Source organism: Sphingomonas sp. SP6 (assembly GCF_058313435.1).
Map to the genome: position 1 here is coordinate 463,200 of NZ_JBZFLG010000003.1, position 15,369 is coordinate 478,568.

Below are 15,369 nucleotides of genomic sequence, written 5' to 3' on the forward strand. Positions count from 1 at the left end.
CGTTTCACACACGAAATCACCCCTCGACGGAGATCCGCCATGGCCGAAAACCCGATGCTCGACACCCCGACCGACCTGCAGCGCAACGACGTGCGTTCGGTCGCGGACGCGCTCAACGCCGCGCTCGCCAACGCCTTCGCGCTGTATCTGAAGACCAAGAACTTCCACTGGCACGTCTCGGGGCCGCACTTCCGCGACTATCATCTGCTGCTCGACGATCAGGCGGCGCAGATCCTGGGGGTGACCGACGCGATCGCGGAGCGCGTGCGCAAGATCGGCGGGACGACGCTGCGCTCGGTAGGCGACGTGTCGCGTCGGCAGACGATCGTCGACAACGACCGCGCGTTCGTCCCCGCAGACGACATGCTCGCCGAGCTGCGCGCCGACAACCAGCGGCTGGTCGAGAACTTCCGCGAGGTGAAGGCCGCCGCCGAGGAGGCGAAGGACAACGCCACCAGCGGCATCGTCGATACCTGGACCGACGAGGCCGAGCTGCGCGCCTGGTTCCTGTTCGAGGCGACGCGCAAGCAGGGCTGACGGTCGCCGGGGTCCCCGTCCGGGCGGGGACCAACGCCACCAGCGCGCCGTCAGCCGGCGGGGGGCTGCGGCCCCAAGGTCACCAGCCACAGGTCCGGTGCCGCGCCGTAGCGCAGCGGGAGCAGGCTCGTCCCCACGCCGCCGGTGACGACCAATGCCCGCGCGCCTTCGCGAATGACGCCGCAGCGATAGCGCTGACCGTAGCGCGAGGGCACGGTCGGTCCGCCGATCAGCGGCAGCACCCACTGGCCGCAGTGCGTGTGGCCGGCGAGCAGCACCGGCGTCGCGGCCCCGATCTGCGGCGCGATGTCGGGCGAGTGGGTGACGATCAGCGGCGCGCCGGCGAGCTTCAGCGTCGCGGCGACGGTCGCCGCGGTGCGGTCGTGATGGGTATAGGCGTCCGCGACCCCGCCGATCGCGAGCGGCCCGCGCACGATCGCCTCGTTTTCGAGCGGGCTGATCCCGGCGGCGGCGAGTGCGCGGACGACGGTGGCGAAGCCGGTCCAGTGATCGTGGTTGCCGAGGACCGCGACGACGCCGAGCCGCGCGCGAAGCTTCGCCAATGCGCGGGTCAGCGCCGGCGCGACGGCGGGCGCCGATCCGGGCTCGTGCCCATTCACGAAATCGCCGGCGAGCACCACCAGATCGGGATGAAGCGCGTCCGTCTGGGCGACGATCCGCGCCAGCCGGCCCTCGTCCATCGCCCAGCTGCCGAGATGGATGTCGCTGAGCAGCGCGACGGTGACCGGCGGCGCGCCCGCGGGCCAGCGCGGCAGCGAAAGCGAGACGCGGCGGACGACCGGATCGGCGCGCGCGTCGGCGAGGCCGATCGCAGCGACCGCGGCGGCGAGCAGGACCAGAGCGATGAGGCTGACGGCGATGCGGCGCATCGGCTGGTCCTAGATGCTCCCCTCGCCGAAAGGGAGAGGAGACGGAGCCGCTCTCGCGCGTTCCCGCCCCCATGCACGCCTTCGCCGCGCTCCTCGATCGGCTGATCTACACCCGCTCGCGCAACGCGAAGCTCAAGCTGATCGCCGATTACCTGCACGCGACGCCCGACCCTGACCGCGGCTGGGCGATGGCGGCGCTGACCGGGGACCTCGACCTGCCCGGGGTCAAGCCCGCGGTGATCCGCGCGATGGTCGACGAGCGGGTCGATCCGGTGCTGTTCCGGATGAGCCGCGACTTCGTCGGCGACACGGCGGAGACGGTCTCGCTGATGTGGCCTGCGCGGCCCGGTTCGCGTGTCTCGACTTCGCTCGACACGAACGGGAATCGTGCCCCCGCTTCGTCCGTCCCGAGCGAAGTCGAGGGACGTGGGACCGACGGCGCCATGTCTCTCTCCCAGGCGGTCGATCGGCTGATGCACCTGCCCAAGGCGCAGGCGGGCGAGGCGCTGGCGGCGATGCTCGACACGCTCGACGCCGACGAGCGGTTCGCGCTGATCAAGATGGCGACGGGCGAGTTGCGCGTCGGCGTGTCGGCGCGGCTCGCGAAGCAGGCGCTGGCGGACGCCTTCGGGCTCGACGTCGAGGCGGTCGAGGAGGTGTGGCACGGGATCGACCCGCCCTATCCCGCGCTGTTCGCCTGGGCGGAAGGGAACGGCGCGCAGCCGACCCCCGCCGACGTGCCGGTGTTCCGCCCCTTCATGCTCGCGCATCCGCTGGAGGACCTGCGAGTCGATCTCGCGGAGTACGCCGCCGAGTGGAAGTGGGACGGCATCCGCGTGCAATTGGTCCATGTCGCGGGGGAGACGCGGCTCTACAGCCGCACCGGCGACGACGTGACGCGCGCCTTCCCCGACGTGGCGGAGGCGTTCCAGGTCGCGGGGGCGCTCGACGGCGAGCTGCTGGTCAGAGGCGAGTTCCAGGGGGGAGAAGCCGGCAGCTTCAACGCGCTCCAGCAGCGGCTGGGGCGCAAGGTCGTCTCGGCGAAGATGCTCGCCGAGGCCCCGGCTTTCGTCCGCCTCTACGACATCCTGTTCGACGGCGCGGAGGACCTGCGGTCGCTGCCGTGGACCGAGCGGCGCGCGCGGTTGGAGGCGTTCGCCCCGCGGCTGCCGGCCGAGCGGTTCGACCTGTCCGCCGTGATCGAGGCGGCGGACTTCACCGAACTCGAAGGCATCCGCGCCGGCGCCCGCGACGCGGCGATCGAGGGGGTGATGCTGAAACGCCGCGATTCCCCCTATGTCGGCGGGCGGCGCGCGGGGCTGTGGTACAAGTGGAAGCGCGATCCGCTCACCGCCGACTGCGTGATGATGTACGCGCAGCGCGGCAGCGGGCGACGATCGTCCTACTACAGCGACTATACCTTCGGCTGCTGGACGGAAGGTGGCGAGCTGCTCCCGGTCGGCAAGGCGTATCAGGGGATCACCGACGAGGAGCTGCGCGAACTCGACCGTTTCGTGCGGCATCACACCACCGCGCGGTTCGGGCCGGTGCGCGAGGTCGAGAAGACGCTGGTGCTGGAGATCGCCTTCGATTCGATCCACGCCTCATCGCGGCACAAGTCGGGCCTCGCGATGCGCTTCCCGCGGATCGCGCGCATCCGGAGCGACAAGCCCGCGGCGGAGGCGGATACGGTGGCGCGGCTGAAGCGGCTGGTGACGTGAGCGGCTAACGCATCAGCCCCGCAGTGCGGAGCGCGTCTTCGATGATCGCGGTGACGCCGGTTCGCGCCCGCCCCGGGCTCGACGGTACGGGCTCTGCGCGGTCGGGCCGGCCGACCGGCACCGCCGGCACGGGTTCGGCGCGCGGCGACCTCTTCGTGGCGATCCCGCGCTCCAGCCCCCAGAAGCGCGCGATCTCGCGGGTCGAGGAGACGCCGGCCTCCAGCATGTACGGCCCCGCGACCCCGCCGCCGTCAGGACCGGCGGTGCTGAGCGGGGTGCCATGGCCGAGACCCGCGATCCGGTGCTCCTCGATCACCGCGCGCCCGGCCGCGTCGCGCCAGACGCGGTGGGTGTGCGTTCCGGAGACCGCGGTCGCGTCAGGCTCGGCGGCGAGGCCGTGGAGCCCGCGCCATTGTTCGACGATCAGTTCGGCGTTGGCCGGGCTGACGGTCGCGTCGGCGCCGCCGTGCCACACCGAAACGATCGGCCAGTCTCCCGCGTGATCGGACGCCGCCGTCACGATCGCGCCGAGCTCCGCCGCGCGCGGGCCGCCGTGCGCGCGCATCCGGTCGAACGCCTCGGGCATCGACGAAGCGGTGCCGAACGGCAGCCCGGCGATGATCGCGCCGCCCGCGAACACCTCGGGATAGGTGGCGAGCATCGCCGACGCCATCGCGCCGCCTGCGGACAGGCCCGTCACGAACACCCGCGCCGGATCGAGGCGGTGACGCTCGACCATCGTCGCGACCATTTGCCGGATCGACAGCGCCTCGCCCGCACCGCGCCGGATGTCGTCGCGAGCGAACCAGTTGAAGCACAGGTTCGCGTTGTTGGCGCGCTGCTGCTCGGGGAAGAGAACCGCGAAGCCGAGCTCGTCCGCGAGCGCCGACCACCCGGAGCCGCGGTCGTAGCCGGCGGCGGTCTGGGTGCAGCCGTGGAGCACGACCACCAGCGGGGCGCCGTCCGCGAGCGCGACGGGGATATGGGACAGCGCGCGGAGCGCCCCCGGATTGGTCCCGAAATCGCGCAATTCGTCCAGCCCGCCCGCGTCGCCGGACGCGGCGATCGGTCGTTGGCCGAGCGCGGTCAGGCGGGTGATCGTGTCGGTCATGCTTCGCAAGGGACGTCTCCTGGCCACGGCGCTACCGTGACCTGTTTTCAACGGCCGACCGGCCCGGTCGGTTGCTGCACCGCACCATATAGTGAGGCTCAACCGTTTCCGCTCGCTTTCGCGCCTTCCCCCGTTCGCCCGCGCTCGCTAAGGCGCTTTTCAAACTCGCAAGCTCTCGCCCGACCGGGCGCGCCCCAAGCGGTGGCCCCCTGCCCCGCCTCTCCGCCGCGCTCCACCGGGCCTTCATGGGAAGGACCCTGAATGACCGCCATCGGCCACGACACGCTGAACGCCCGCCGGACGCTGACCGTCGGCGACACCTCGTACGATTACTTCGCGCTGGCCGCCGCGGAGCAGAAGTTCGGCGACATCAGCCGCCTGCCCTTCTCGATGAAGGTCCTGCTGGAGAACATGCTCCGTTTCGAAGACGGCAAGACGGTGACCGAGGCGGACGTCCAGGCGATCGTCGACTGGCAGCAGAACCCGGTCCAGCCCAATCGCGAGATCCAGTACCGCCCCGCGCGGGTGCTGATGCAGGACTTCACCGGCGTCCCCTGCGTCGTCGATCTCGCGGCGATGCGCGACGCGATGACCGCGCTCGGCGGCGACCCGGAGAAGATCAACCCGCAGGTCCCGGTCCACCTCGTCATCGATCACAGCGTGATGGTCGACGAGTTTGGGACGCCCAAGGCGTTCGCCGACAACGTCGAGCTGGAATATCAGCGCAACGGCGAGCGCTACGAGTTCCTGAAATGGGGATCGAAGGCGCTCGACAATTTTCAGGTCGTCCCGCCGGGGACGGGCATCTGCCACCAGGTGAACCTCGAATATATCGGCCGCGCGGTGTGGTCTTCGACGGCGCCCGACGGCACCACCTTTGCCTATCCCGACACGCTGGTCGGCACCGACAGCCACACGACGATGGTCAACGGCGCGGCGATCCTGGGCTGGGGTGTCGGCGGGATCGAGGCGGAAGCGGCGATGCTCGGCCAGCCGGTCAGCATGCTGATTCCCGAGGTCGTCGGCTTCAAGCTGACCGGATCGCTGAACGAGGGCATCACCGCGACCGATCTGGTACTGACCGTCACGCAGATGCTTCGCGCCAAGGGCGTGGTGGGGCGCTTCGTCGAATTCTACGGCGACGGCCTCCAGCACATGACGCTCGCCGACCGCGCGACGATCGCCAACATGGCGCCCGAGTACGGCGCGACCTGCGGCTTCTTCCCGGTCGACGAGCGGACGATGGAGTATCTGCGGCTCACCGGCCGCCCCGACGAGACCGTCGCGCTGGTCGAGGCCTATGCCAAGGCGCAGGGGATGTGGCGCACCGCCGACGCCCCCGACCCGGTGTTCACCGACACGCTCGAGCTCGACATGTCGACGGTGGTACCGAGCCTCGCGGGGCCGAAGCGCCCGCAGGACAAGGTGTCGCTGTCCAAGGTCGACGAGGTGTTCAACGGCGACCTGTTCAAGATCTACCACAAGGAGCGTCCCGAGCGCGTCGCGGTCGAGGGTCGCGATCACGACATCGGCGACGGCGACGTCGTGATCGCGGCGATCACCAGTTGCACCAACACCTCGAACCCGTCGGTGCTGGTCGCCGCCGGGCTGGTCGCCCGCAAGGCGCGCGCCTACGGGCTCACCCCCAAGCCCTGGGTCAAGACCTCGCTCGCGCCCGGGTCGCAGGTCGTGACCGACTATCTCGACAAGGCGGGGTTGACCGAGGACCTCAACGCGATCGGGTTCAACCTCGTCGGCTACGGCTGCACCACCTGCATCGGCAATTCGGGGCCGCTCGCCGCACCCATCTCGACGGCGATCAACGAGAACGATCTCGTCGCCGCCTCGGTGCTGTCGGGCAACCGCAACTTCGAGGGGCGCGTCTCGCCCGACGTGCGCGCCAACTTCCTCGCCTCGCCCCCGCTGGTGGTCGCCTATGCGCTCAAGGGCACGGTGACCGAGGACATGGTCGAATGCCCGATCGGGCAGGGCAGCGACGGCGGCGACGTGTACCTCAAGGACATCTGGCCGAGCAACGACGAGATCGCGCAGGTCATGGCGGCGAACATCGACGACGGCATGTTCCGGGCCCGCTACGGCAACGTCTACGCGGGCGACGCCAAGTGGCGCGCGATCGAGGTCGAAGGGTCGGACACCTACACCTGGCCCGCGGGATCGACCTACATCCACAATCCGCCCTATTTCGAGGGGATGACGATGACGCCGGCGCCGGTCGCCGACATCGTCGAGGCCAAGCCGCTCGCGATCCTGGGCGATTCGATCACCACCGATCACATCTCGCCCGCCGGCTCGATCAAGGCGGATTCGCCCGCCGGCTCGTACCTTCAGGAGCGCCAGGTCGGGCGCGCCGACTTCAACAGCTATGGCGCGCGGCGCGGCAACGACGAGATCATGGTCCGCGGCACCTTCGCCAACATCCGCATCAGGAACGAGATGGTCCCGGGCGTCGAAGGCGGGATGAGCCGTTATAACGGCGAGATCATGCCGATCTACGACGCGGCGATGCGTTTCAAGGCGGACGGGGTGCCGCTGGTGGTGGTCGCGGGCAAGGAATACGGCACCGGCTCGTCGCGCGACTGGGCGGCGAAGGGGACCAACCTGCTCGGCGTCCGCGCGGTGATCGCCGAGAGCTTCGAGCGCATCCACCGCTCCAACCTGGTCGGGATGGGCGTGCTGCCGCTCCAGTTCGCGGCGGGGACCGACCGGACGACGCTGGGGCTGACGGGGGACGAGACCTTCTCGATCGCGAACGTCGCCGGGCTGCGCCCGCGCCAAGACGTCGAGGTCACGCTGAGGCGCGCCGACGGCGCGACCGAGACCTTCACCGCGCGCTGCCGGATCGATACCGTCAACGAGCTCGAATATTTCCTCAACGGCGGCATCCTCCACTACGTGCTGCGGAACCTGGCGGCATGAGGCGGCTAATGCTTGCGGCGGCGGCACTGCTGACCGTCGCCGCGGCGCCCGCGCCGATCACCGGACGCTGGATCACCTCGGACAAAGCGGCGCTGGTCGAGGTCGGGCCGTGCCACGGCAACGGCGGCGGCGTGGCGGTCTGCGGGCGGATCGCCAAGGTCTTGATCGTCGATGCGTCCAAGCCGACCCGCGACGTCGCCAACCCCGATCCGGCGCTCCGCACCCGTCCGATTCTCGGCATGGTCTTCCTCACCGGCTTCACCGCGGCGGGCGACCAGTGGAACGGGCGCATCTACGATCCGAGGAACGGTAAGACCTATCGCTCGATCGTCACCCGCGACGGCGCGACCTTGCGGGTCAAGGGCTGCATCGGCCCGTTCTGCCGGACCCAAGTCTGGACCAAGGGCGGTTGATCAGGCGATGATCGCGCGGCGACGTCCGTAGAGGAGGTACACCGCCAGCCCGATCGCGTTCCATACGACGAACGAGACCTGCGTCACGCTCTGCAAGCTGGTGAACAGGTAGCAGCAGCCCAGGATCGCCGCCGGCGCGACGATCCACGCCGCCGGCACCCGGAAGCCGCCCGCGACCGTCTCGCCGCGGCGGCGCATCACCAGCACGCAGGCGGCGACCGCGACGAAGGCGCAGAGCGTGCCGGCGTTTGCGAGGCTGGCGATCACGTCGAGCGGGGTCAGCGCGGCGATCACCGAGACGAAGGCGGCGGTCATCACCGTGATCCGGACCGGCGTCCCCCGCGCGGAAACTCGGGCGAGGCTTTGCGGCAGGAAGCCGTCGCGCGCCATCACCAGGAAAATACGGCTCTGGCCGTAGAGGAAGCCGAGGATCACCGTCGGCAGCGCGATCGCGGCGGCGGCGGCGACGATCGTCGCGACCCGCCCCTGCCCGATCTCCCGCAGGATCAGCGCCAGCGGCTCGGGCGAGTTCGAGAAGCGCGCGAAGCCAAGCGCCCCGACCGCCGCCGCCGCGACGACGAGGTAGATCGCGGTGCAGGCGATCATCGAGCCGACGATGCCGATCGCGAGATCGCGCTTCGGGTCCTTCGTCTCCTCCGCCGCTGTCGAGATCGCGTCGAAGCCGTAGAAGGCGAAGAAGATGATCGCGGCGGCGCCCATCATCCCGAACTTGACCCCGCCGTCGCCCGCGACCGAGCCGTAGCCGTAGGGTGCGAACGGGTGGAGGTTGGCGGCGTCGAAATGCGGCAGCGCGACCGCGACGAACAGCGCGAGCGTGACGATCTTGAGGATCACCAGCGCGGTGTTGATCCGCGCGCTCTCGCGGGTGCCGAGGCACAGGAGCCCGGCGACGACGGCGATGATGACGATGGCGGGCAGGTTGACGCCGGGGTGCGTCAGCGCACCGTTCGCCAGCGTGGGTCCGTGGGTCAGCGGGTCGGGCAGGACGACGCCGACGCCCTTGAGGAAGCCGGTGGCATAGCCCGACCAGCCGACCGCGACGGTCGCGACGACCAGCGAATATTCGAGGATCAGCGACCAGCCGACCACCCAGGCGATGATCTCACCGAGCACCGCATAGCTGTAGGTATAGGCGCTGCCGCTCGCGGGGATCGCGGTCGCCATCTCGGCATAGCAGAGCGCGGCGCACGCGCAGATCGCGCCGGCGACGACGAAGCTCAGCAGCACCGCCGGCCCGGCGCGGTCGGCGCCGACGCCGATCAGCGTGAGGATGCCCGTCCCGACGATCGCCCCGACGCCGAGCGCGACGAGATGCGGCCAGGAGAGGGTGCGGGCGAGCGCGTGCTCCGGGCGCTGCTCGGTGATCGTCTTTCTTCGCAGCAGCCCCGCCATCTCGCGTCCCCCGTTTCGGCAAGCCGTATCAAAGGCGGCGGGGGATAGGGAAGCGGAACCGCATTTGCCACTCGCGCGCTTTTCGGGAGCAACGGAGGTGGATCATGGCGGACGACCGCGAGAAGATCAGCGACGGGCCCAACGAGCGGCCGATCAACGAGAGCATCGCCGGTACCGCGCCCGGCTGGCCCGACGACGGCCTCGCACCTGGCGAGGACCTGCCCGAGCCGCCGAGCGACGAGGAGGTCGCGCGGATCGCAGAGAAGCTCGGCGTGCCTAGACCGTGAAACTCTCGCCGCAGCCGCAGCTGCCCTTGGCGTTGGGGTTGGCGAAGACGAATCCGGCGGTGAAATCGTCCTCGACCCAGTCCATCGTCGAGCCGATCAGATAGAGGATCGAGCCGCCATCGACGAACAATGTCCCCCCCGGCGTGTCGATCCGCTCGTCGAACGGCGTCGCCTCAGCGACGTAATCGACCGAATAGGCCAACCCAGAGCAGCCGCGGCGCGGGGTGGAGAGCTTGACCCCGATCGCGCCCGCGGGCGCCTTCGCCATCAGATCGGCGATACGGGTTTCTGCGCCCGAAGTCAGGATCAGCGCCTTGGGGCGTTCGCGGGTCATCGTCGCCATCACAGCATCCCCAGTTCGAGGCGCGCCTCGTCGGACATCTTGGCCGGATCCCAGGCGGGCTCCCACACGAGGTTGACGTCGGCATAGGCGATTCCCGGCACCGCGGCGACGCGCATCTCGACCTCGGTCGGCATCGACTCCGCGACCGGACAATGCGGGGTGGTCAGCGTCATGGTGATCGCGGCCGCGCCCGCGTCGGTGATCTCGACCCCGTAGATGAGCCCGAGCTCATAGATGTTCACCGGAATCTCGGGATCGTAGATCTCCTTGAGCGCGTCGATCACCGCCTCGTAGAGCGCGCCGCCGGGCTGGTGCGGCGCGTCACCTTGCGCCGGCTGCTGCGCCAGGAAGCCTTCGAGATAGTCGCGCTTGCGCTCGAACCCCTCTCGCGCATCCTCCACCTTCGCGCGCGGCGGGGTCGCGACGCTCTCGACTTCCCGGGTTTCGAACTCGCTCATCCGAAGATCCTCGTCACTCGTTCGATGCCGCGCACCAGCGCTTCGATATCCTGCGGGCCGTTATAGACCCCGAAACTCGCCCGCGCAGTCGCTTCCACACCCAGCACACCCATCAGCGGCTGCGCGCAGTGGTGACCCGCGCGGATCGCCACCTTCGCCTCGTCCAAGATGGTACCGACGTCGTGCGGATGCACCCCCTCGACCGCGAAGCTGACGATGCCGGCGGAGTCCTCCGGCCCGAACAGGCGGACCGAGTTGAGCGTCGAGAGCGCCTCGCGCGTCCGATAGACCAGCGCGGTCTCGTGCGCGTGGATCGCCTCCAGCCCGATCTCCTCGACGTAATCGATCGCGGCGGCGAGCCCGAGCGCGCCGACGATGTGCGGCGTGCCCGCCTCGAAGCGGGTCGGGGGGGGCGCGTAGGTGGTGCGCTCGAAGGTGACCTTGTCGATCATCGAGCCGCCGCCCTGGTACGGCGGCATCGCGTCGAGCAGGTCCGCCCAGCCCCAGAGGACGCCGATCCCGGTCGGGCCATAGAGCTTGTGGGCGGAGAAGACGTAAAAGTCGCAGCCGAGGTCGCGGACGTTCACCGGCAGGCGCGGGACCGCCTGGCAGCCGTCAATCAGGATCTTGGCACCGGCGGAGTGGGCGATCTCGCTCGCGCGGCGCACGTCGAGGACGCTGCCGAGGACGTTCGAGACATGGGCGAGCGCGACGAGCTTGTGCGCCGGCGTGATGATCCGCGCCATCGCATCGAGGTCGATGCGCTGGTCTTCGGTCAGCGGCAGCACGTCGATCGCGAGCCCGTGCGCCTGGGCGACCATCTGCCAGGGAACGATGTTCGAATGGTGCTCGAGCTGGCTGAGCAGAATGCGGTCGCCCGCCTTCAGCTGCGTCGCCGCCCAGGATTGCGCGACGAGGTTGATCGCCTCGGTCGCGCCGCGGACGAAGACGCATTCGCTCTCCGCCCCGCCGAGGAAGCGCGCGACCTTCCGCCGCGCAGCCTCGTAGGCCACGGTCATGTCGGCCGAGCGCTGATACACGCCGCGGTGGACGGTGGCGTAATCCTCGGCATAGCCGCGCGTGATCGCGTCGATCACGGGCTGCGGCTTCTGCGCGGTGGCGGCGGTGTCCAGATACGCCCAGCCGTCGGGGATGGCGGGGAAGTCCGCGACGAGATCGAGCGCGCGCGTGGCGGTGAGGACGCTCACAGCGCCGTCTCCAGCCAGGCATCCGCATCCGCCTCGAACGCCGCCTTCACCGTCTCATTGCCGATCCGCTCCAGCGCGTCGGCGACGAACGCGCGCGTCAGGATCGCGGTGGCGCGCGCGGTCGGGATGCCGCGGCTCTCCATGTAGAACAATGCCCGCGCGTCGAGTTCGCCGACGGTCGCGCCGTGCGCGCATTTCACGTCGTCGGCGAAGATCTCGAGCTCGGGCTTGAGGTTCACGGTGGCGGTGCGGTTCAGCAGCAGGCCGCGGAGCGACTGCTCGCCGTCGGTCTTCTGCGCGTGGCGCGACACCTCGACCGCGGCGGCGAGGCTGGCGGCGGACCGGTCGGCGGCGACCGCGCGCCACAGCTGGCGGCTCGATCCGTTGGGCACCGCGTGGTTCACGCGGACCGCGCATTCCTGCCGCTGCTCGCCCGCGGTGAGGAGCGCGCCGCCATATTCGACGAACGCCCCCTCGCCGCTGCCGGTCAGCTGCGCGTCGATCCGGCTGCCCTGCCCGCCCGCGCCGAGGAAGACGGCGACGAGGCTCGCCGCCTCGCCGATCTCGGCCTCCTCGCGCACGCTCACGAAGCCTGCGCGCTGGAGCAGGCGGACGCTGCGCTGAAGCCGTGCGCCCTTGCCGAGCCGGGTCCGGGTGTAGCGGTTCTGCCAGCCGGCGCCCACGAAGGTCTCGACCACGGTCGCGGCGGCACCATCGGCGAGGACGATCTCGGCCGCCAAATGATTCTCGCGGCCGGTGGCGACGTGGACGATCTGCACCGGGTCGGCGACGGCTTCGGCATCGAGGCGGAGCGACCAGCCGGCGCGGGCGCGGGCGCCGAGCGGATGGTCGCTCGCCGCGACCTCGGTCAGCGCGACGCGGCCGAGGGTGGAAGCGGCGTCATCGAGCACGCCGTCGACGAACAGCAGCCGAGCGCCGGGAAGATCGAGGAAGTCGTGGCTCTCCGCCGCGATCGGTGCGAGCGCGGCCGCGGCGGCGAGCGCACCGAGATCGGCCCAGCGCCAGCCTTCCGCGCGCGTGGAGGGGAGGGAGAGAACGGTCATGACCTACGCCGCCACCTCGGCATACCCCTGTCGCTCCAGCTCGTGCGCGAGTTCGGCACCGCCGCTGCGGGTGATCCGACCGTCGGCGAGGACGTGGACGAAGTCCGGTCGCACATAGTCGAGCAGCCGCTGATAGTGGGTGATCAGCAGCACCGCCTTGTCGGGGGCGCGCATGATGCGGTTGATGCCGTCGCCGACGATGCGCAGCGCGTCGATGTCCAACCCCGAATCGGTCTCGTCGAGGATCGCGAACTTGGGATTGACGACGCCCATCTGGACCATCTCGTTGCGCTTCTTCTCGCCGCCCGAGAAGCCGACGTTGACCGGGCGCTTGAGCATCTCGGCGTCCATGTCGAGCTTGCGCGCCTCCTCGCGGGCGAGTTTGAGGAACTCGCCCCCGGAGAGCGGCTTCTCGCCACGATGCCCGCGCTGGGCGTTGAGCGCCTCGCGCAGGAACTGAACGTTGGAGACGCCGGGGATCTCGACCGGATATTGGAAGCCGAGGAACAGGCCGGCGGCGGCGCGCTCGTGCGGCGCGAGGGCGAGGAGGTCGGTCCAATCGCCTTCGGTTGCGGGTGCACCCTCGCTCCGTTCGTCCCGAGTGAAATCGCGGGACTGATCCGAGGTGCCTCGCCCCCGCTCGGCACGAACGGGCGTAGTGGCATCCGCGCCGGCGGTACGTCGGAACATCACGCTCCCCCCGGTGACCTCATACCCCGGCCGCCCGCCCAGCACATAGCCGAGCGTCGATTTGCCCGCGCCGTTCGGTCCCATGATCGCATGGACCTCGCCCGCGTTCACGGTGAGCGAGAGGCCCTTGAGGATTTCCTTGCCGTCGATCTCGGCGTGGAGATTGTCGACCCTAAGCATCAATCGTTCTTCTTCATGTTGTCGCCGGACCACAGCGCAAGGACCATCGCCGTCGCGATGCAGATCACGAACCCCGATACGATGATCGCGCTCATCCGACCGACCCTTCCAAGCTGATCCCGAGCAGCTTCTGCGCCTCGACCGCGAACTCCATCGGGAGCTGTTGCAGCACCTCGCGCGCGAAGCCGTTGACGATCAGCGCGACCGCGGCTTCCGAGTCCAGTCCCCGCGACATCGCGTAGAACATCTGGTCCTCGGAGATCTTCGAGGTGGTCGCCTCGTGCTCGATCTGCGCGCTCGGGTTCCTCACCTCGATGTACGGGATGGTGTGCGCGCCGCACTGGTCGCCGAGCAGGAGCGAATCGCACTGGGTGAAGTTTCGCACCCCCTCCGCGGTCGGGGCGACGCGGACCAGCCCGCGGTAGGTGTTGTCCGAGCGGCCGGCACTGATCCCCTTCGACACGATCGTCGACTTCGTGTTCTTGCCGAGGTGGATCATCTTGGTGCCAGTATCGGCCTGCTGGCGGTTGTTGGTCACCGCCACCGAGTAGAACTCGCCGACCGAGCCGTCGCCCGCGAGGACGCAGCTCGGGTATTTCCAAGTGATCGCGGAGCCGGTCTCCACCTGCGTCCACGACACCTTGCTGTTCCGCCCCTGGCAGAGCGCGCGCTTGGTGACGAAATTGTAGATCCCGCCCTTGCCGTTCTCGTCGCCGGGATACCAGTTCTGGACGGTCGAATATTTGATCTCGGCGTCGTCCATCGCGACCAGCTCGACCACCGCGGCGTGGAGCTGGTTCTCGTCGCGCATCGGCGCGGTGCAGCCTTCGAGATAGCTGACATACGCGCCCTTGTCGGCGACGATCAAGGTCCGCTCGAACTGGCCGGTGTTCTCGGCGTTGATGCGGAAATAGGTCGACAGCTCCATCGGGCAGCGCACCCCTTCCGGGATGTACACGAACGTCCCGTCGCTGAAGACCGCGCTGTTGAGCGTCGCGAAGTAATTGTCGCGTTGCGGCACGACCTTGCCGAGCCACTTGCGCACCAGCTCCGGGTATTCGCGGATCGCCTCGCTGATCGAGCGGAAGATCACCCCCGCGCGCTCCAGCTCGGCGCGGAAGGTGGTCGCCACCGAAACCGAATCGAACACCGCGTCGACCGCGACGCGGCGCTTGGGCTGGCCCTCGGCGTCGAGCTCCTCGACCCCGGCGAGCATCTTCTGCTCCTGGATGGGAATGCCGAGCTTCTCGTAAACGCGCAGGATTTCGGGATCGACCTCGTCGAGCGAGCCGAGCTTGGGCTTCGCCTTGGGCTCGGCGTAGTAATAGGCATCCTGGTAATCGATCGGCGGCACGTTGAGCTTGGCCCAGTCGGGCGCCTCCATCGTCTGCCACAACGCAAACGCCTTCAGCCGCCAGTCGAGCATCCACTGGGGCTCGTTCTTCTTGGCGCTGATGTAGCGGACGGTGTCCTCGCTCAGCCCCTTGGGCGCGAAGTCCTGCTCGATGTCGGAGGAGAAGCCCCATTCGTAGGTCTTCGAGACCGCCTCATAGGCTTCGGCGTTCTTGGTGGCCATCATGCGTGAACCTTGATCGATTCGGGGATCCGCTCGGCAACGGGAGCGGCAGAATGGGACATGGCGAGATCGGCGAGGGTGACGCCCGCGAGCGCGCCGCGCACCGCACGGTTGACGACCGCCCAATGCGGCTTGACCTGGCAATGGCCGTCGAGCGCGCAGTCGGAACGGTCGTCGTCGACGCAGGTGGTGAGCGCGATCGGCCCTTCGACCGCCTCGATGATGTCGGCGAGCGTGATCGCACCGGCCGCGCGCGCCAGGCTGAAGCCGCCGCCGGTGCCCCGCGCGCTCTCGATCAGCCCGGCTCCGGCGAGACGGCTGACCAGCTTCTGCGCGGTCGGCAGCGGCACGCCGGTCTCGCCCGCGAGCCGCGTCGCGTTCAACCGCGCCACGCACGGCGAGCGCGCGGCGGCGGTCATCATGACGACCGCATAATCGGCAAGGGACGAGAGGCGCATGCTGCGAACGGTTCTCAAACCGGACCGACTTGATCCGATTGGCAGATGGTCCCCCCGACGCGCTCCGTCAACCGCTGCGATGC

General features: G+C 69.5%; 15 protein-coding genes. 5 read left to right on the forward strand and 10 right to left on the reverse strand.

Annotated elements, in window-relative coordinates:
• Positions 1 to 39: 39 nt before the first annotated feature.
• Entirely contained in the window at positions 40 to 537 is a 498-nt protein-coding gene (locus AC4GYY_RS12420) for a Dps family protein (RefSeq protein WP_491120895.1), read from the forward strand.
• Between the two features lie 50 nt (positions 538 to 587).
• Here the strand turns inward: AC4GYY_RS12420 and AC4GYY_RS12425 are convergent, their stop codons facing one another.
• The gene (locus AC4GYY_RS12425) at positions 588 to 1,427 is read right to left on the reverse strand and encodes a metallophosphoesterase (RefSeq protein WP_491120897.1); all 840 of its coding nucleotides are present in this window, start codon (positions 1,425 to 1,427) and stop codon (positions 588 to 590) included.
• A gap of 71 nt (positions 1,428 to 1,498) precedes the next feature.
• On the opposite strand from AC4GYY_RS12425, the gene AC4GYY_RS12430 reads away from it, so the two are divergent.
• Positions 1,499 to 3,148 (forward strand): cisplatin damage response ATP-dependent DNA ligase, encoded by a 1,650-nt coding sequence (locus AC4GYY_RS12430; RefSeq protein ID WP_491120898.1) that lies wholly within the window; start codon positions 1,499 to 1,501, stop codon positions 3,146 to 3,148.
• A gap of 4 nt (positions 3,149 to 3,152) precedes the next feature.
• Here AC4GYY_RS12430 and AC4GYY_RS12435 read toward each other — a convergent pair whose 3' ends face one another.
• Positions 3,153 to 4,259 carry an extracellular catalytic domain type 1 short-chain-length polyhydroxyalkanoate depolymerase gene (locus AC4GYY_RS12435; protein ID WP_491120899.1) on the reverse strand — a complete coding sequence of 369 codons (1,107 nt, stop codon included), beginning with the start codon at positions 4,257 to 4,259 and terminating at the stop codon, positions 3,153 to 3,155.
• A 261-nt stretch (positions 4,260 to 4,520) separates the two neighbouring features.
• Here AC4GYY_RS12435 and acnA point away from each other — a divergent pair, with 261 nt between their 5' ends.
• Entirely contained in the window at positions 4,521 to 7,196 is a 2,676-nt protein-coding gene (gene acnA / locus AC4GYY_RS12440) for an aconitate hydratase AcnA (RefSeq protein ID WP_491120900.1), read from the forward strand.
• Complete coding sequence (locus AC4GYY_RS12445) at positions 7,193 to 7,609, forward strand: DUF2147 domain-containing protein (protein ID WP_491120902.1); 417 nt, start codon at positions 7,193 to 7,195, stop codon at positions 7,607 to 7,609. Before acnA ends, AC4GYY_RS12445 begins: the two co-directional genes overlap by 4 nt.
• Here the strand turns inward: AC4GYY_RS12445 and AC4GYY_RS12450 are convergent, their stop codons facing one another.
• Positions 7,610 to 9,022 (reverse strand): amino acid permease, encoded by a 1,413-nt coding sequence (locus AC4GYY_RS12450; protein ID WP_491120903.1) that lies wholly within the window; start codon positions 9,020 to 9,022, stop codon positions 7,610 to 7,612.
• A 104-nt stretch (positions 9,023 to 9,126) separates the two neighbouring features.
• Between AC4GYY_RS12450 and AC4GYY_RS12455 the strand changes: the two genes are divergently transcribed.
• Positions 9,127 to 9,309, forward strand: a complete 183-nt coding sequence (locus AC4GYY_RS12455; protein WP_491120904.1) for a hypothetical protein — start codon at positions 9,127 to 9,129, stop codon at positions 9,307 to 9,309.
• Here the strand turns inward: AC4GYY_RS12455 and AC4GYY_RS12460 are convergent.
• From AC4GYY_RS12460 to AC4GYY_RS12490, 7 genes are all read right to left on the reverse strand, one after another.
• Positions 9,299 to 9,652, reverse strand: coding sequence for a HesB/IscA family protein (locus AC4GYY_RS12460; RefSeq protein WP_491120905.1), 354 nt, complete (start codon positions 9,650 to 9,652; stop codon positions 9,299 to 9,301). The genes AC4GYY_RS12455 and AC4GYY_RS12460 overlap by 11 nt on opposite strands.
• Positions 9,652 to 10,110 (reverse strand): SUF system Fe-S cluster assembly protein, encoded by a 459-nt coding sequence (locus tag AC4GYY_RS12465; RefSeq protein ID WP_491120906.1) that lies wholly within the window; start codon positions 10,108 to 10,110, stop codon positions 9,652 to 9,654. The genes AC4GYY_RS12460 and AC4GYY_RS12465 overlap by 1 nt, the downstream gene beginning before the upstream one ends.
• Positions 10,107 to 11,318 (reverse strand): cysteine desulfurase, encoded by a 1,212-nt coding sequence (locus AC4GYY_RS12470; RefSeq protein ID WP_491120907.1) that lies wholly within the window; start codon positions 11,316 to 11,318, stop codon positions 10,107 to 10,109. The genes AC4GYY_RS12465 and AC4GYY_RS12470 overlap by 4 nt, the downstream gene beginning before the upstream one ends.
• Complete coding sequence (locus AC4GYY_RS12475) at positions 11,315 to 12,382, reverse strand: SufD family Fe-S cluster assembly protein (RefSeq protein ID WP_491120908.1); 1,068 nt, start codon at positions 12,380 to 12,382, stop codon at positions 11,315 to 11,317. Before AC4GYY_RS12475 ends, AC4GYY_RS12470 begins: the two co-directional genes overlap by 4 nt.
• A gap of 3 nt (positions 12,383 to 12,385) precedes the next feature.
• Positions 12,386 to 13,252 (reverse strand): Fe-S cluster assembly ATPase SufC, encoded by an 867-nt coding sequence (gene sufC / locus AC4GYY_RS12480; protein ID WP_491120910.1) that lies wholly within the window; start codon positions 13,250 to 13,252, stop codon positions 12,386 to 12,388.
• A 91-nt stretch (positions 13,253 to 13,343) separates the two neighbouring features.
• Positions 13,344 to 14,828 carry a Fe-S cluster assembly protein SufB gene (sufB, locus tag AC4GYY_RS12485; protein WP_491121219.1) on the reverse strand — a complete coding sequence of 495 codons (1,485 nt, stop codon included), beginning with the start codon at positions 14,826 to 14,828 and terminating at the stop codon, positions 13,344 to 13,346.
• Positions 14,828 to 15,286, reverse strand: coding sequence for an SUF system Fe-S cluster assembly regulator (locus AC4GYY_RS12490; RefSeq protein ID WP_491120911.1), 459 nt, complete (start codon positions 15,284 to 15,286; stop codon positions 14,828 to 14,830). The genes sufB and AC4GYY_RS12490 overlap by 1 nt, the downstream gene beginning before the upstream one ends.
• Between the last annotated feature and the right edge of the window lie 83 nt (positions 15,287 to 15,369).